General features: G+C 58.8%; 9 protein-coding genes and 1 pseudogene. 8 read left to right on the forward strand and 2 right to left on the reverse strand.

Features of this window, described 5'->3' with window-relative positions; genetic code table 11:
• Positions 1 to 27: 27 nt before the first annotated feature.
• From fdnG to ABFI50_RS08830, 8 genes are all read left to right on the forward strand, one after another.
• Entirely contained in the window at positions 28 to 3,078 is a 3,051-nt protein-coding gene (fdnG, locus tag ABFI50_RS08795) for a formate dehydrogenase-N subunit alpha (RefSeq protein ID WP_086527813.1), read from the forward strand.
• A gap of 12 nt (positions 3,079 to 3,090) precedes the next feature.
• On the forward strand, positions 3,091 to 3,993 hold the full coding sequence (gene fdxH / locus ABFI50_RS08800; protein WP_045134862.1) for a formate dehydrogenase subunit beta: 903 nt from the start codon (positions 3,091 to 3,093) through the stop codon (positions 3,991 to 3,993).
• A complete protein-coding gene (gene fdoI / locus ABFI50_RS08805) occupies positions 3,990 to 4,625 on the forward strand; it encodes a formate dehydrogenase cytochrome b556 subunit (RefSeq protein WP_008501832.1) in 636 nt (211 codons plus the stop codon). Before fdxH ends, fdoI begins: the two co-directional genes overlap by 4 nt.
• On the forward strand, positions 4,622 to 5,551 hold the full coding sequence (gene fdhE / locus ABFI50_RS08810) for a formate dehydrogenase accessory protein FdhE (protein ID WP_014885738.1): 930 nt from the start codon (positions 4,622 to 4,624) through the stop codon (positions 5,549 to 5,551). The genes fdoI and fdhE overlap by 4 nt, the downstream gene beginning before the upstream one ends.
• 171 nt (positions 5,552 to 5,722) lie before the next feature.
• Entirely contained in the window at positions 5,723 to 7,417 is a 1,695-nt protein-coding gene (locus tag ABFI50_RS08815; protein ID WP_045134861.1) for a ShlB/FhaC/HecB family hemolysin secretion/activation protein, read from the forward strand.
• 2 nt (positions 7,418 to 7,419) lie between these two features.
• Positions 7,420 to 7,938: a toxin-activating lysine-acyltransferase gene (locus ABFI50_RS08820; protein ID WP_023331620.1), complete on the forward strand. Its 519-nt coding sequence runs from the start codon at positions 7,420 to 7,422 to the stop codon at positions 7,936 to 7,938.
• 13 nt (positions 7,939 to 7,951) lie between these two features.
• Complete coding sequence (locus ABFI50_RS08825) at positions 7,952 to 16,549, forward strand: hemagglutinin repeat-containing protein (RefSeq protein WP_347485860.1); 8,598 nt, start codon at positions 7,952 to 7,954, stop codon at positions 16,547 to 16,549.
• A complete protein-coding gene (locus ABFI50_RS08830) occupies positions 16,546 to 16,806 on the forward strand; it encodes a hypothetical protein (protein WP_023336481.1) in 261 nt (86 codons plus the stop codon). Before ABFI50_RS08825 ends, ABFI50_RS08830 begins: the two co-directional genes overlap by 4 nt.
• A gap of 48 nt (positions 16,807 to 16,854) precedes the next feature.
• Here ABFI50_RS08830 and ABFI50_RS08835 read toward each other — a convergent pair.
• Both ABFI50_RS08835 and ABFI50_RS08840 read right to left on the reverse strand, forming a co-directional pair.
• Positions 16,855 to 17,115: pseudogene (locus ABFI50_RS08835) on the reverse strand (hypothetical protein); the annotation flags it as partial.
• A 74-nt stretch (positions 17,116 to 17,189) separates the two neighbouring features.
• Entirely contained in the window at positions 17,190 to 17,636 is a 447-nt protein-coding gene (locus tag ABFI50_RS08840; protein WP_347485862.1) for a hypothetical protein, read from the reverse strand.
• Positions 17,637 to 17,792: the final 156 nt, after the last annotated feature.

Consider the following 17,792-nt stretch of genomic DNA (forward strand, 5'->3'; position numbering starts at 1 on the left):
AAGCAATGTCGAAACAAGGAGTGACCCATGCAGGTCAGCAGAAGGCAGTTCTTTAAGATCTGCGCTGGCGGTATGGCAGGCACAACGGCAGCAGCACTGGGCTTTGCGCCCGGCGTCGCGCTGGCGGAAACGCGGCAGTATAAACTGCTGCGCACCCGTGAAACCCGTAATACCTGTACGTACTGCTCTGTCGGTTGCGGGCTGTTAATGTATAGCCTCGGCGACGGTGCTAAAAACGCCAAAGCGTCTATTTTCCATATCGAAGGTGACCCGGATCACCCGGTCAACCGCGGCGCGCTGTGTCCGAAAGGGGCCGGTCTGGTGGACTTTATCCACTCTGAAAGCCGCCTGAAGTTCCCTGAATATCGTGCGCCTGGCTCCGACAAATGGCAGCAAATCAGCTGGGAAGAGGCGTTTGACCGCATCGCTAAACATATTAAAGAAGACCGTGATGCGAACTTCATTGAGAAGAACGCCGACGGCGTGACGGTCAACCGCTGGCTCTCCACCGGGATGCTTTGCGCCTCTGCTTCCAGCAACGAAACCGGTTATTTAACCCAGAAATTTACGCGCGCACTCGGTATGCTCGCGGTCGACAACCAGGCGCGTGTCTGACACGGACCAACGGTAGCAAGTCTTGCTCCAACATTTGGTCGCGGTGCGATGACCAACCACTGGGTCGACATCAAGAACGCCAACCTTATTGTGGTGATGGGCGGTAACGCTGCTGAAGCGCACCCTGTCGGGTTCCGCTGGGCGATGGAAGCCAAAATCCACAACGGTGCGAAACTGATTGTGATCGATCCCCGCTTCACGCGTACAGCGTCAGTGGCGGATTTCTACACCCCTATTCGTTCAGGTACTGACATCACTTTCCTGTCAGGCGTATTGCTGTACCTGATGACCAACGAAAAATACAACCGCGAATACACCGAAGCCTATACCAACGCCAGCCTGATCGTGCGTGAGGATTACCACTTCGAAGATGGCCTGTTCAGCGGTTACGACGCCGAAAAACGCAAGTACGACAAAACCAGCTGGAACTACGAGCTGGATGAGAAAGGCTTTGCGAAACGCGATACCACCCTGCAACACCCGCGCTGCGTGTGGAACCTGTTGAAAGAGCACGTCTCCCGCTACACGCCGGAGGTGGTCGAAAACATCTGTGGTACGCCGAAGGCGGACTTCCTGAAGGTGTGCGAGCTGATCGCCGAAACCAGCGCGAAAGATAAAACCGCGTCGTTCCTCTACGCCCTCGGCTGGACGCAACACTCCATCGGTGCGCAGAACATCCGTACCATGGCGATGGTTCAGCTCCTGCTCGGCAACATGGGCATGGCAGGCGGCGGCGTGAACGCCCTGCGCGGTCACTCCAACATTCAGGGTCTGACCGACCTCGGCCTGCTGTCTCAAAGCCTGACAGGTTATATGAACCTGCCAAGCGAGAAACAAACCGACCTGCAAACCTACCTGACGGCCAGCACGCCAAAACCGCTGCTCGAAGGCCAGGTGAACTACTGGGGCAACTATCCGAAGTTCTTCGTCTCGCTGATGAAAGCCTTCTACGGCGACAAGGCGACGGCGGAAAACAGCTGGGGCTTTGACTGGCTGCCGAAGTGGGACAAAGGCTACGACGTGCTTCAGTACTTCGAGATGATGCATCAGGGTCAGGTCAACGGCTATATCTGCCAGGGCTTTAACCCGGTGGCCTCGTTCCCGAACAAGAACAAGGTTGTTGAGTCCCTGTCGAAACTGAAGTTCCTGGTGACGATTGACCCGCTCAATACTGAAACCTCGACCTTCTGGCAGAACCACGGCGAATCGAACGACGTCGATCCGTCGAAGATTCAGACCGAAGTGTTCCGTCTGCCATCCACCTGCTTCGCGGAAGAGAACGGGTCTATTGTCAACTCCGGTCGCTGGCTGCAGTGGCACTGGAAAGGTGCGGACGCCCCGGGCATCGCCATGAACGACGGCGAGATCCTGGCCGGTATTTTCTTACGCCTGCGTAAGATGTACGCGGCTGAAGGTGGCGCGAACCCGGAACCGGTGTTGAACATGACCTGGAACTACTCGACGCCTGAAAATCCTGCGCCGGAAGAAGTGGCGATGGAGAGCAACGGTAAGGCGCTGGCGGATGTTATCGACCCGACCACCGGCACCGTGCTGGCGAAGAAAGGCGATCAGCTCAGTACCTTCGCCCATCTGCGCGATGACGGTACCACGTCAAGCGGCTGTTGGATCTTCGCTGGTAGCTGGACGCCGAAAGGCAACCAGATGGCCAACCGCGACAACGCCGACCCGTCGGGCCTCGGCAATACGCTGGGCTGGGCGTGGGCGTGGCCGCTTAACCGTCGCATCCTCTATAACCGTGCCTCCGCTGACCCGCAGGGCAACCCGTGGGATCCGAAGCGTCAGCTTCTGAAGTGGGACGGCGCGAAATGGGGCGGCGTGGATATTCCGGACTACAGCACTGCCGCACCAGGCAGCGATGTCGGACCGTTTATCATGCAGCCTGAAGGGATGGGACGTCTGTTTGCCATTGATAAGATGGCAGAAGGGCCGTTCCCGGAACACTACGAGCCGTTTGAGACGCCGCTGGGCACTAACCCGCTGCACCCGAACGTGGTCTCTAACCCGGCAGCGCGTATCTTCAAGGGCGACTTTGAAGCGCTGGGTAAAAAAGACAAGTTCCCGTACGTGGGCACCACCTATCGTCTGACCGAGCACTTCCACTACTGGACCAAGCACGCGCTGCTTAACGCCATCGCGCAGCCGGAGCAGTTTGTGGAGATCGGCGAGAAGCTGGCGAACAAGCTCGGCATCGCCCATGGCGATACCGTGAAGGTCTCCTCTAACCGCGGCTACATTAAAGCCAAGGCGGTGGTGACCAAGCGTATTCGCACGCTGAACGTTCATGGTCAGCAGGTGGATACCATCGGCATCCCAATTCACTGGGGTTATGAGGGCGTGGCGAAGAAAGGGTTCATTGCAAATACCCTGACGCCGTTCGTCGGTGATGCGAACACGCAGACGCCGGAGTTTAAGGCCTTCCTCGTGAACGTGGAAAAGGTGTAACGGAGACGACTTATGGCTTATCAATCTCAAGACATTATCCGTCGTTCCGCGACTAACGGTTTCACGCCCGCGCCTCAGGCGCGGGACCACCAGCAGGAAGTGGCGAAACTTATCGACGTGACCACCTGTATCGGCTGTAAAGCCTGTCAGGTGGCCTGCTCTGAGTGGAACGATCTGCGTGACGAAGTGGGTCACAACGTTGGGGTGTACGACAACCCTGCGGACCTGACCGCCAAGTCCTGGACGGTGATGCGTTTCTCGGAAGTGGAGCAGAACGACAAACTGGAATGGCTTATCCGCAAAGATGGCTGTATGCACTGCGCGGATCCGGGCTGCCTGAAGGCATGCCCGTCAGAAGGGGCTATCATTCAGTATGCCAACGGCATCGTCGACTTCCAGTCCGAGCAGTGCATCGGCTGCGGCTACTGCATTGCGGGCTGTCCGTTCGACGTACCGCGCCTGAACCCGGAAGACAACCGCGTCTACAAATGCACGCTGTGCGTTGACCGCGTCACTGTCGGCCAGGAGCCCGCGTGCGTGAAGACCTGCCCAACCGGCGCTATCCACTTTGGCTCTAAAGAGGATATGAAAACGCTGGCGGCAGAGCGCGTGGACGAGCTGAAAACCCGTGGTTACGACAATGCGGGCCTGTACGATCCGGCCGGTGTTGGTGGTACGCATGTGATGTATGTGCTGCACCATGCCGACAAGCCGAATCTGTATCACGGCCTGCCGGAGAACCCGGAAATCAGCGCCACCGTGAAGTTCTGGAAAGGCATCTGGAAACCGCTGGCCGCGGTAGGTTTTGCTGCCACCTTCGCAGCGAGCATCTTCCACTACGTCGGCGTCGGTCCGAACCGTGCGGAAGAGGAAGACGACAACCTGCATGAAGAGAAAGACGAGGTGCGCAAATGAGAAAACGTGACACCATCGTGCGCTACACCGCGCCGGAACGCATCAACCACTGGGTCACCGCCTTCTGCTTCATGCTGGCGGCGATAAGCGGGCTGGGGTTCTTCTTCCCCTCCTTCAACTGGCTGATGCAGATCATGGGGACACCACAACTGGCGCGTATACTGCACCCGTTTGTTGGCGTCATCATGTTCGCGTCGTTCATCATCATGTTTTTCCGCTACTGGCACCATAACCTAATCAATCGGGATGATATCTTTTGGGCGAAGAATATTCGTAAGATCGTCGTCAACGAGGAAGTAGGTGATACCGGGCGTTATAACTTCGGTCAGAAATGCGTATTCTGGGCGGCGATTATCTTCCTGGTCCTGTTGCTGGTCAGCGGCGTGATCATCTGGCGTCCGTATTTTGCGCCTGCTTTCTCAATCCCGGTGATCCGATTCGCGCTGATGCTGCATTCATTTGCCGCAGTGGCGCTAATTGTGGTTATCATGGTGCATATTTACGCCGCCCTCTGGGTGAAAGGCACCATTACCGCGATGGTGGAAGGCTGGGTAACCAGTACGTGGGCGAAGAAACATCACCCGCGCTGGTACCGTGAAGTCCGCCAGAAACAGGAAAAGTCATCTGAATGAGTATTCGCATAATCCCGCAAGATGAGCTGGGGTCGAGCGAGAAACGTACGGCGGAGTATATTCCGCCGTTGTTATTCCCCAGACTCAAGAACCTCTACAACCGCCGCGCAGAGCGTCTGCGCGAGCTGGCAGAGAACAACCCGCTGGGCGATTTTCTGCGTTTTGCTGCGCTTGTCGCCCACGCGCAGGAAGTGGTGCTGTACGACCACCCACTGCAAATGGACCTGACTGCGCGCATCAAAGAAGCCAATGAGCAGGGCAAGCCGCCGCTGGATATTCACGTCCTGCCGCGCGACAAGCACTGGCACAAGCTGCTGCATTCGCTGATTGCCGAGCTGAAGCCCGAAATGAGCGGTACTGCGCTAGCGGTCATTGAGAACCTGGAAAAAGCGTCCGAACAGGAGCTGGAAGAGATGGCGAGTGCGCTGTTTGCTTCCGACTTCTCGCTGGTCAGCAGTGATAAAGCGCCGTTTATCTGGGCGGCACTGTCGCTCTACTGGGCGCAGATGGCAAGCCTGATCCCCGGCAAAGCCCGCGCCGAGTACGGTGAAGCGCGCCAGTTCTGCCCGGTGTGCGGTTCCATGCCGGTCTCCAGCATGGTACAGATTGGCACCACCCAGGGGCTGCGCTACCTGCACTGCAACCTGTGCGAAACCGAATGGCACGTCGTGCGCGTGAAGTGCAGCAACTGCGAGCAGACCCGCGATCTCAACTACTGGTCGCTGGAAAATGAAGAAGCGGCAGTGAAAGCTGAAAGCTGCGGCGACTGTGGGACCTACCTGAAGATTCTGTATCAGGAAAAAGACCCGAAAGTCGAAGCGGTAGCCGACGATCTCGCCTCGCTGATTCTGGATGCCAAAATGGAGCAGGAGGGCTTCGCCCGCAGCTCAATCAACCCGTTCCTGTTCCCGGGTGAAGGGGAGTAATCTCCCGTAACCGTGCCGGGCGGCGCAAGCTTGCCCGGCCAGTCATACCCGCTTTAATCCGCTTCCGTACTTTCCCCCACTTTCAGATTTTATTTAGCCGCTACGCGTAGAAAAGTCGCTGTGACTTCGTCACGATCCCTTGCAAGAAAACATTACATTTTGTAAGGGAAAATGTTGAAAAGGGAATTTCGACCAGTCGCAACGAAGCGCACCGGCTTTTTTATCTGTGCTGTTCTCAGCCTTTCATCGGGTGCCAGCGCCGCACCGGGTGATGAACCGTTTATCCTGCAACAGCAGCGTCAGCAGGCGCTGGAAACCCAACTGACGCCCCAGGCGCCTGACGTTCGGCTGCAATCTCCGGCAACACGTAACGAAAGCGGCGAATTTGCCGCCGAAACGCCCTGCTTCACCATCCATGACGTGACGCTGACGGGGCATAACGCCCTCCCGCACTGGGTACCGCTGCAGCGCATCGCGAATCAGTCCGTCGGGAAGTGCCTCGGCGCACGGGGTATCAACCACGTGATGAGCCTGCTGCAAAACCGGCTGATCGCCCACGGCTGGACAACCGCACGCGTGCTGGCTCCCGCTCAGGATTTAAAAAGCGGCCATTTAACACTGGCCGTTATTCCGGGGAAAATACGCCACGTCACATTGACCGATAACAGCCGTCGCGGGTTATGGCTTTACAGCGCCTTCCCGGCACATGACGGTAATCTGCTCGACCTGCGGGATATCGAGCAGGGTCTGGAGAACCTTCAGCGTCTGCCCACCGTCCAGGTTGAGATGGATATCGTTCCGGCTGAACAGCCGGGTGAGAGCGATATCGTGATTACCCGCCAGCAGAGCAAATTCTGGCGGCTTGGCCTGTCGCTTGATGATTCTGGCTCGTCGTCAACGGGCCGCTATCAGGGTGGGCTAACGCTGTCGCTGGATAACCCGCTGGCGCTGAGCGATCTCTTCTGGTTTTCCATTAACCATGACCTTCAAACCGGGCCGGAAAAAGGCAACCAAAACCTCAGCGCCCACTGGTCTGTTCCCGTGGGCTGGTGGGCATTTTCCGTTACCGGCAGCGATTACCACTATCACCAGACCGTGGCGGGGCTAAACGGCGACATTCGGTACAGCGGCAAAAGCCAGAGTCTGGTGGCGCAGGCCAGCCGGGTTCTGCACCGCAGCAGCGCCCAAAAAACCACGTTCACCTGGGACGTGGAGAGCCGGACAACGAAAAACTACATCAACGACACGGAAGTGGAAGTTCAGCGCCGCCACGTCTCTTCATGGAAGGCCGGGCTTCAGCATCGCCACTATATCGGCCCCGCCACGGTTGATGCTGGCATCAGCTACCAGCGCGGCACGCGATGGTTTGGCGCCCAGCCAGCCCCCGAAGAAACGTTCGATGAAGCCACCGCGCTGGGCCGAATTCTTCGCACCAACGCACGCCTGAGCCTGCCGTTCGCACTCAGCACGCAGCACTTGCGTTACGACGTAGCCTGGCAGCGTCAGACCAGCAACACGCCGCTCACTTCACAGGATCAGTTCGCCATCGGCGGGCGCTGGACGGTGCGCGGCTTCGACGGCGAACGCACGCTCAACGCCGATCGCGGCTGGCTGGTTCGAAACGATCTCTCCTGGCAGACCCCGCTTGCCGGAACCGAGCTCTATCTGGCTGCCGACTATGGCGAGGTCGCTGGCAACGGTACGGAATACCTGGCGGGCAACCATCTTGCGGGTGGCGCGGCGGGCTTGCGCGGTGCGCTCTGGAAAGTGGGATACGACGCCTTCGCGGGCGTGCCGTTCTCCCACCCGGACGGTTTTAAAACCAGCCCGGCAACCTTCGGCTTCAACCTCAACATGGATTTCTGAGTATGCGCTATGGCGAATTGACGGTTCATTGTCCGCAGCTCGAGGACGTCGCGCTAAGTGAAGCCGAAGTGCTGGGCGCGTCGGTCTGGCTCTGGATGCATTCCCTCAACCACCGTGACGCGCCGCTGCACGTCCTGCCCGTGGTGCTCTTGCCCATCATTAAACGCCAGCAGTACGTGCTGATAGAGGAGAAAGGACGCCCGATCTTTTTCCTGAGCTGGGCATGGATGAGCGAAGAAGCCGAACGCCGCTATCTCACCCAGGAGACGGTCGTCCTGCCGGAAGAAGACTGGTGTAACGGCGATCGGATGTGGTTTCGCGATTTTATTGCCCCCTTTGGGCACGCGGAAGCCCTGTTTCGCCTGGTACGCGAGGAGATTTTTCCGCATCACGTTGCGCGCTTTCTGTGGCATCGCGGCAATGAGAAAGGCCGTCGTATCAAAACGTTTTATGGCAGGCAGGTCACGCGCGAAGCGCTGCTGAACTGGAAACACACGCACCCGCTGCACGGACAAAAATAAAAAGGATTTCACCATGAATAAACGTCTGTACCGTATCGTCTTTAATAAAGCCCGCGGCATGCTGATGGTCGTTTCCGAGCTGGCGCGCGGCTGTTCGGGCGGATCGTCTTCCTCCGGGATCGGGCACGCGCTTCAGCGTCTTGTCTGTCGCGTCGGCGCACTCAGCCTTGCGCTGTGGCTGGCCTCTGGTGCCGTCACGGTGCAGGCCGCCGGGATTGTGGCGGACGCCTCCGCGCCCGGTAAACAGCAGCCCACCGTGATCAGCACCGCTAACGGCACGACGCAGGTGAATATCCAGACCCCGTCTGCAGGCGGCGTGTCCCGCAACACCTACAGTCAGTTCGACGTTGGCCGGGACGGGGCCATCCTCAATAACGCCCATAAAAATACCTCAACCGAACTCGGCGGAATGGTGACCGCCAACCCGTGGCTGGCGAAAGGCGAGGCTAAAGTCATCCTCAACGAGGTGAACGCACGCAACCCGAGCCAGCTCAACGGCTACATTGAGGTGGCTGGACAAAAGGCCGACGTGATCATTGCCAGCCCGTCGGGCATTACCTGTGACGGCTGCGGCTTTATCAACGCCGGGCGCGCCACGCTGACGACCGGTACCGCGCAGATGCAGGATGGCCGGATAACCGGGTATCAGGTGGAGCGCGGTGAGATTACCGTGAACGGCAACGGGCTGGATACCTCCGGGCAGGCGCACACCGATATCATCGCCCGGGCGGTTCAGGTGAATGCGGCGATTCACGCGCAGGATTTACGCGTCACTACCGGGCGCAACACGGTGGATGCGGCGCATGAAAAGGTGACCGCCCTTGCGGATAACGGTGCGGCAAAACCCGTCATGGCGCTGGATGTCTCCCAGGTCGGCGGCATGTACGCCGGGAAAATCCGTCTGATCGGGACGGAAAAAGGCGTCGGCGTGCGCAACGCGGGCAATATCGGCGCGGAAGCAGGGACGGTCACCCTCTCCGCCGACGGGCGTATTGAGAATAGCGGCACGGTCTGGTCTTCCGCTGACGTCGCCCTTTCTGGCACCGACGCCATACAAAACAGCGGCTCCCTCGCTGCACAGCGCAACGTCAGCCTGACGGGCAAAACGATTGCCAGCACCGGCACGCTGGCGGCAGGCGTGCAGCCCGATGGCACCACAGGCCGCGACGGCGATCTGACGCTCAACGCCAGCGGCAAACTTGAGATGCATGGACTGAATGTGGCGGGTGGCAACATCAGGTCCACGGGACAGGGGTTGGATGCATCAGGCAGCGTGACGCAGGCCAACGCCATTACCCTTAACGCCGGACAAGGCGACCTCAGCACCGCCGGTGCGGAAGTCATCGCGAATGACGCCCTCAGCGTCACGGCAACCGGCACGCTGGATAACAGCAGCGGCCTGCTCGCCGCCGACCAGCTCACGCTCACGGCAAAACGCCTGCAAAATCAGAAAGGCCAGATAAGCCAGAGCGGCACGCGGGGTCTGACGCTGAACCATCAGGACGGCATTGATAACCGCGAAGGCATGATTGCCGCCAACGCCACGGTAAGCGTCAACGCCGCGTCGCTGGATAACCGTAAAGGCCAGATCGTTGCCGCCGATACCGGCAGCGCCCTGACGATAAAAACGGCTGGCCTGACGGACAACCGCGAGGGTGAACTGGCAGCAGCAGGCAGTATCAGCCTGAGCGCCGACACTCTGAACAACAGCAGCGGCTTTATCAGCGCGGAACACGGCCGCGTCGGGCTAACCAGCCGCAACGCGCTGGCTAACGTCGGCGGGACAATTGCCGCCCACGATACCCTGACGCTCGACAGCGCCGGGTTGAACAACGACGAAGGGTTAATTCAGTCCGGGGCGGACATGATCGTCGACACTCACGGGAACCGCCTGTCAAACAACACGACCCTGACGACTGGCGGCATCGTCAGCTTCGGCACCCTGAACGTCAACGCCGGCAGCATCAGCAATCAGCACGGCATGCTGGCCAGCGCGAAAGAAACCGTCGTAACGGCCGCGGACGTGGACAACCGCAACGGTACCCTGAGCGCCACAGGTTCGCTGAATCTACATGTGGGGTCGCTGGAGAATACGCAAGGCACGCTGGTATCCGGTGGCGATGCGCGGATAGACGCCTCCCGGATAGACAACCAGAAAGGGATGATTGTCGCCCAGGGCGATCTTGCCGTCACGGCACAGCGTCTGGATAACGACAGCAGCGGGCTGGTCCAGAGCGGAGGGGATCTCACGCTGGCCGTTGACGGTATCAGCAACCGCTACAGCGGGGACACGGGCGGCATCGTTAGCCAGGGAAACCTGAGCATAACCACGACCGATCTGCAAAATGATGCGGGCGTACTGCTCGCCGAAAAACGGGCCACGCTGGACGCCGCGCGCTTTAGCAACATCGCCGGGACGCTGTATGCACTGGATACGCTGACGCTTGCCACGCGCAGCGATACCGACAACCGTCAGGGGGTCATTCAGGGAAGCGGGCTCGTTCTTGATACGCACGGCTGGCAGCTGGATAACCGCGAGGGGACGATTTACAGCCTGGCGGAAATGCAGCTCGCCACCGCCGCGCTGAACAACCAGAACGGCACGCTGGGCGCAAAAGGGGAGTTCACGCTGCGGGCAACCTCGCTGGATAACCGTTCCGGCGGGCGTCTGGTGGGTGAGCAGGAGATGACCCTCAACCTCGAGCGTCTTGATAACCAGGACGGGCAGATCCAGTCTCTCGGTGAACTGGCGGTGAACGCCGTAACGGGGGCGATCGACAACACGCTGGGCCTGATACGCAGTGGCGCAACGGTGACGCTCAACGCAGCCTCGCTGATCAATCGCAATACGCAGGCTGAAGATAAGGGCATTGAAGGGCTGGATGTGAAAATCAACAGCCAGCAGTTCGATAATGCTCTGGGAACAACGCGGGCAGGCAATACGTTATCTGTCACCAATGCCGGAACCCTGGATAACACGCAGGGTGAGCTGTCCGCCGCGGGGGCGCTGTCGCTGAGCGGCCCGGCTTTGCGGCTTCTCAACGCTGACGGGGTCGTTATTGGCGGGGAGAACGTCACGCTTGCAGCCGACGCGCTAACCGGAGACGGTCAGCTTCTGTCGCTCGGCGATATGACGATTCACACGCAGCAGAGTTTTAACAACGCGGGTGATGTGATTGCCAACGGCAGCATGACCTTCACCACGCCGGGTAGCGTGACCAACAGCGGTAACCTGCTGGCGGGCGCAAAACTGGATCTCAGCGCCGCCAGCCTGTTCAACGCCGCGTCCGGCGAGATTACCGCCGGCGCGACCTGGCTGACCCTCTCCTCAAGCCTGAGTAATTACGGTCTTATCGACGGCAGCCAGACGTGGCTGCGTGCCGAAACCTTAACGAACGCGGGTACCGGCCGCATCTACGGCGATCATCTGTCGATTCAGGCGACAACGCTCAATAACCTCGCCCAGGACGGAACGGCAGCGACCCTCGCCGGACGCCAGCGCGTGGATATCGGGGCACAGACAATCAACAACCGCGACCACGCGCTGATCTACAGCGACGGGGCGATGGCCATCGGCGGGCGCGTGGACGACAATGGCTTTGCCATCGGGCAGGCGCAAACCCTCAACAACCACAGCGCGACCATTGAATCCGCGGGCGACATGGCGCTCTCCGTCGGCCAGCTCAACAACATCAACGACCATTTCAGCACCGAAGTGGCGCTCATCTCCACGGAGCAGATCCACGAGTATCAGCAAAAGGGATCGCCCACCCGCTGGGATGCGGATGCTGACGGCGTGTTCGTCGACCACAACTCGGCCGACCACCTGCTTAACCTCAACACCCCGGACGATACCGGGGCCAACAACGACAACTTTTACGAGTACACCTACACCCGCACCATTGAAGAAGAGGTGATTGCCGAAAGTGACCCGGGCAAAATCCTCGCCGGCGGCAATATGCTGATTACGGCAAATCAGGTTCTGAACGATAAAAGCCAGATTGTGGCGGGGGGAACGCTCGGGATCTTCGCCGATTCGGTGGATAACGTGATGCCGGAAGGCAGCCGATGGATCACCGATGCAGGCTCGGTCACACACTACAGCCGTAAATCCAGAAAGGGTGGCGACTCGCAGGGAAAAAGCACCTCGGACTACGCCCCGCCTGTGGTTATCCAGTCGATCACCCTGTCGCCGGGCAAAATGGAAGGCAACAGCCAGGCCGATGGCAGCGGCATGACCCTTTCCCCCGCCAGCGCCCACAAAACAGATACCACGCTTAGCGGGACGGGGAGCCTGGCGGTGGGTGTGGACACCACCTCCCCGGGTTCCCCTGCCCTGCCCTCCGGCAATGCGCCTGGCAAATGGATTGAAACGCCCGCCAGCGATGCGCAGGGCGTGGTGGTACGTGCCGCAGGGCCGGACATGCGTCTGCCGGACAGCAGCCTGTTTAACACCCTGCCCGATCCGAATGCGCACTACCTGATCGAAACCGATCCACGCTTCACCAACAACAAGACGTGGCTTGGCAGTGATTATATGCAGAATGCGTTCATGACGGATCCGGATAACGTGCACAAGCGCCTTGGCGACGGCTATTACGAGCAGCGCCTGGTACGCGAGCAGATCATCGCGCTCACCGGCGGCCGCTACCTGGGCGACTACCGCGACGATGAGACCCAGTTCAGGGCATTGATGGATGCGGGCATTGCTTTCGGGCAGACGCATCAGCTTGTCCCTGGCGTGGCGCTCACCGCCGAACAGATGAGCCTGCTGACGGAGGACATGGTCTGGCTGGTCAACACCCGCGTTCAGCTTGCCGACGGCAGCTGGCAGACGGTGATGGTGCCGCAGGTGTATGTGCGCGTACAGCCTGGCGACATCGACGGCTCCGGCGCGCTGATGGGGGGCCAGAATCTGGTGATGAACCTGAACCGCGACCTGGTCAACAGCGGCACCCTGCACGGGCGTGACGCGGTGCAGCTCAGTGCCGACAACATCACCAACAAAGCAGGAACGATACAGGGGGCTGACGTCAGCCTGTTCGCCCGCACGGACATCAACAACACCGGCGGCACGATTTCCGGCAAAAATGCCGTGCTGGCCACGGCCGGGCGCGACATCAGCCTCACCACCACCACCCGCAGCGCACAGAGCAGCAGCGGGAAAAACAGTTTTGAGCGCACCACCGTAGAGCGCGTGGCGGGGATCTACGTCCAGGGCGATGACGGTAAGCTGATGCTGAACGCCGGGCGCGATCTCACCCTGACCGGCGCGCAGGTCGTTAACAGCGGCAGTGGAAGCCAGACGGTGCTCAGTGCCGGGCGGGATCTGAACCTCACCACCGTCACTACCTCCGCCAGCGATAACCTGACGTGGGATAAAAATAACTGGCTGAAGCAGTCCGTCACACAGCAGGCGGGCAGCGAGGTGGCCGGCGGAGGCGATATCCTGATGATGGCCGGCCGCGACGTGAGTGCGCAGGCCGCAACCGTGGAGGCGGGCAGCAGCCTCGCCGTCAGCGCGGGGCGCGACATCGCCGTCACCGCCGCCACCGACAGCAGCACATTTGAGTCGCACCATCAGTCCACCGGCAGCAGCGGCGCGCTGTCGAAAAAAACCGTGACCACGCACGATGTGGTGAACAGTGAGACCGCACAGGGAGCCCTGTTCAGCGGCGACAGCGTCACCCTGCAGGCGGGCAATAACCTGCGGGTACAGGGCAGCGATATCGTGGGCGATAACGATGTCCGGCTGGCGGCAGGCAACAGCCTGACCGTGACCACGGCGGAGGAGCACAGCCAGGAGAGCCATCAGCGCCAGGAGAAAAAATCCGGCTTCTCCGGCACGGGCGGCATCGGCGTCAGCTACGGCAGCCAGAGCCTGAAGGTCACCGACACCGCGCAGGACACCACCCATCGCGGCAGCACTATTGGCTCCGTGAACGGCAGCGTCACGCTGAGCGCGGGCAATGACCTGAGCGTCCACGGCTCGGACCTGATTGCCGCGCAGGACATGACGCTCGCCGGGAAAAACGTCAGCATCACCGCCGCCACGGAGAGCGGCACGCAGACCCACACCGTGGAGCAAAAATCTTCCGGCCTGACCCTTGCGCTCTCCGGCGCGGCGGGTGGTGCTCTCGACAGCAGCGTCCACACCCTGAAGCAGGCCAGAGAGACCGATAACGACCGCCTCGCCGCGCTGCAGGCGGTGAAAGGCGCACTGACCCTCGGACAGGGCGCGCAGTCCGTCATGCTCGACCAGGCCACCGGCAACCAGAAGGGCAACGACAACACCGTCGGCATCAGCCTCTCTTACGGCAGCCAGTCGTCAAAATCCACCCAGACCAGCACGCAGGCCACCGCAAAAGGCAGCAGCCTCACCGCCGGGAATAACCTCACCGTGGTGGCAACCGACGGCGACCTGCTGGTTCACGGCAGCCAGCTTGATGCGCAGAACGACCTGTGGCTACAGGCCAGCCGGGACGTGAACCTGATTTCCGCACTGAACACCTCCACGCTCGACGGCCAAAACGAGAGCCACGGCGGCAGCGCGGGCGTCGGTATCGGCTACGGCTCCGGTGGCGCGGGCATCTCCGTCTCCGCCAGCGTGAACGGCGGCAAAGGAACCGAGCGCGGCAACGGCACCACCCGCACCGAAACCACGGTTAACGCGGGGGATACGCTCACAATCGTCAGCGGCCGCGATACGAATCTCACCGGGGCGCAGGTCAGCGGGGAGAGCGTGCTGGCCGATATCGGGCGCAACCTGACCATTACCAGTGAACAGGACACCGACCGTTACGACAGCAGCCAGAAGAACGCCAGCGCGGGCGGCAGCTTCACCTTCGGCACCATGAGCGGCTCCGCCAGCGTTAATTACAGCCGCGACAGGATGAACAGCGACTACGCCTCCGTGAAGGAGCAGAGCGGTATCTTCGCAGGCTCCGGCGGGTTCGACATCACCGTCGGCGGCCACACGCAGCTCGACGGCGCGGTTATCGCCTCCACCGCCACGGCGGATAATAACCGCCTCGACACCGGGACGCTCGGCTGGCGGGATATCCATAACACCGCTGAATACGACGTGGAGCACCAGAGCGCGGGCATCAGCACCGGGGGCAGCACCGGCGGCAGCATCGCGGGGCAGTTCACCGGGAATATGGCGAGCAACCTGCTGGTCGGGGCGGACAGCAGCGGCAGCGCGGAGGGCACCACGCGTGCGGCCATTGAAAACGGCACGGTGGTGGTTCGCGATAAGGAGCATCAGACGCAGGACGTGGCGGACCTGAGCCGCGACACGGCGAATGCCAACGGCAGCATCGACGCCATCTTCGATAAGGAGAAAGAGCAGCGCAGGATGGAGGAGGCGCAGCTTATCGGGGAAATCGGCAGCAAGGTGGCGGATATCGCCCGCACGCAGGGTGAAATCGCGAAACAGGAGGCCATGAACGACCCGGCAGCGCTCCGCGCCGCAGAGGAGAAGCTGAGGGCTGAGGGCAAGAGCAACCCTACCCCTCAGGAGATAGCCGACCAGGCCGGACGCACGGCAATTGAACAGTACGGCACGGGCAGCGACATGCAGCGCGCCATCCAGGCGGCTACCGCTGCCGCTCAGGGTCTGGCGGGCAGCGACATGACCGCCGCACTGGCCGGAGCCGCCGCACCGTACGTGGCGGAGGTTATCGGGCACCGGATGGGGCTGGACGACGGGATGGAAAAAGCCGCCGCCCACGCGGTGGCGAATGCGGTGCTGGCCGCGATGCAGGGGAAAGACGCGCTTGCGGGTGCAGCGGGTGCCGCCGCCGGGGAGCTGGCAGGTGGTATTGCGCTGGAGATGTATGATAAAGACCTCAGCGACCTGAGTGAAACGGAGAGGCAGACCATCAGCGCACTGGCAACCCTTGCCGCAGGGATAGCGGGCGGTGTCGCGGGCGACGGCACGGCAAGTGCCATTGCGGGGGCGCAGTCCGGGAAGACAACGGTGGAGAATAACACGCTGAGTCTGCCGAAAGGGATGATGGACTATGGCATGGCAGCAACGTCCTGGAATCAGTATGCAGAGGACAACGGGCTATCAGCAGAAGAGAAACAGGCGGGGCTGGATAAACTGTCGAAAGGGGATTTACCTGAAGAGGCTAATATCACTAAAGCGATAGTGGAAGGTTATCAGGATGGGGTATTTATGGCTGGAGCCATTTATCTTGGCCCGACAGTCGCAGTGGGAAAAGGTGTTACCGGTGCGGTTATTAGTGGTGGTGCTAACTCTTTATTCCAATACATGAGTATGTCGCCAGGCAGTGAGTTTAGTTACTACAGCGCTGCCGTAGCGGCAGGTGCTGGTTTTCTGGCGCCAGGATATAAGATTGGTGGTAACACTCTTATTAATATGGGTGGTGCATTTATGACTGATGGACCCAGCTTAACTGGTCAGGGTGGCGCCATTGCGGGGTCGCTGGCCGGGGGTTATTTTGGGAAGTATGCTCCAAAGCTGATTGCGCCATACGTGGGGGCGTTTTCCGGTGTGATAGGAGATATTGGTTCTGCTTCTGTCTTTGAAATATCCAATGATACAGTTAAAGAATTAATAAAAAACAAGGATAAAAAACAATGAAAAAGAAAATGACACTTCATATATTTATTCTTATTTTTATCTATATGACTACCGCTTTTTTTGCACTGGGTGTAGTTACCAGGATTGTAACGGCAGTTATTTATACTGGGGAGGTTTATTTATCGTTATCCGGTGTTATTAAAGTCGTCAAGATGAGTGTTGTTGCAGGAATATTTATTGCAGTGGGATGTTTAATATTCAACAAAATAGACGAGTACAATGCTCGTAAAAAGCTACCCACCGACCCCGATAAGTGATCCTCAGCGACTAAAATCCCCGCCTTCTAAAGCGGGGAATTTTGCTATTTAGTCGTCTTCACAGCGGATCAGGCAGTCGTAGCGATCACGCCTGATCGTCGGAATATCGCCGGTATCGTTAACCCCACCAGAAAACCCTTGATCGGCTGGGCATCTTCTTTTTATTGAAGTGGACGACGCTTAAACCTTCGGCACAACCCCACAGCTCGCGGGTGCTCTGGGGGGGATCACAATGCAATCCTTCATCATGCGGATTTTAACCAGCATACAATCAATAAAACCTGCATTCGACAACCATTTCCCGTTGAGAGATGTTTTTCTCTCCTTTAATTTAACGTGGATTTATTATTTCAGAGTGAATATATGGAGTTGTGGTTTCTTAATTAACTCTTGGATTTTATGAAGTTGTAATCAATTATATAAGACCCTATTTCATTTGAATGAGCACTAACCCTTACAGCATCTGCTCCTGGTTCACCCGCTGCTTGAAGTGCTTTTTTATTTGTACACAATTGAATCCAACGCTTTGTGTTATAGTCCTTAAACCACAACCCTGCTTCACAATGACCAAACCGGCCCTTTCTTGGGCCAGGATATGTTATTTCATAAGCCGCTTCGTATGTAATAACGTTTCCCTTCGACATAAACACGAAAACATCATAAATCCCTAATGAAAGAATAAAGCCACAACTAAACCCCACCCAAAAACGTTCAATGACATAATTTGATGTTTTACCAATAGGTCTATAATAGGTAGATCTCCCGGAGAATATGAGACCAAAAATAGAGCCTATCGTTATATACGTTAACCATTCTGGAACAGAGTTCATTAGAACAGTTCTCATTGAAATCATGCTCACCCAAATGATATAGGCAAGAAAACAACCCAAAAGCAAAAAACTCAATAATAATATAATTACGAGCCCGGATTTGTTTCGTTCAAAGCTGTAGTATTTATTCATTTTATTACAAATTCATAACGAGTC

This window comes from Enterobacter sp. HNDS-6, assembly GCF_039850505.1.
Lineage (GTDB): Bacteria > Pseudomonadota > Gammaproteobacteria > Enterobacterales > Enterobacteriaceae > Enterobacter > Enterobacter kobei.

What these genes read in the sequence shown, in the direction of transcription:
- fdxH (WP_045134862.1), top strand. Translation starts at nt 3,091, where the DNA reads ATGGCTTATCAATCTCAAGACATTATCCGTCGTTCCGCGACTAACGGT.
- fdoI (WP_008501832.1), top strand. Translation starts at nt 3,990, where the DNA reads ATGAGAAAACGTGACACCATCGTGCGCTACACCGCGCCGGAACGCATC.
- fdhE (WP_014885738.1), top strand. Translation starts at nt 4,622, where the DNA reads ATGAGTATTCGCATAATCCCGCAAGATGAGCTGGGGTCGAGCGAGAAA.
- ABFI50_RS08815 (WP_045134861.1), top strand. Translation starts at nt 5,723, where the DNA reads ATGTTGAAAAGGGAATTTCGACCAGTCGCAACGAAGCGCACCGGCTTT.
- ABFI50_RS08820 (WP_023331620.1), top strand. Translation starts at nt 7,420, where the DNA reads ATGCGCTATGGCGAATTGACGGTTCATTGTCCGCAGCTCGAGGACGTC.
- ABFI50_RS08825 (WP_347485860.1), top strand. Translation starts at nt 7,952, where the DNA reads ATGAATAAACGTCTGTACCGTATCGTCTTTAATAAAGCCCGCGGCATG.
- ABFI50_RS08830 (WP_023336481.1), top strand. Translation starts at nt 16,546, where the DNA reads ATGAAAAAGAAAATGACACTTCATATATTTATTCTTATTTTTATCTAT.
- ABFI50_RS08840 (WP_347485862.1), bottom strand. Translation starts at nt 17,636, where the DNA reads ATGAACTCTGTTCCAGAATGGTTAACGTATATAACGATAGGCTCTATT.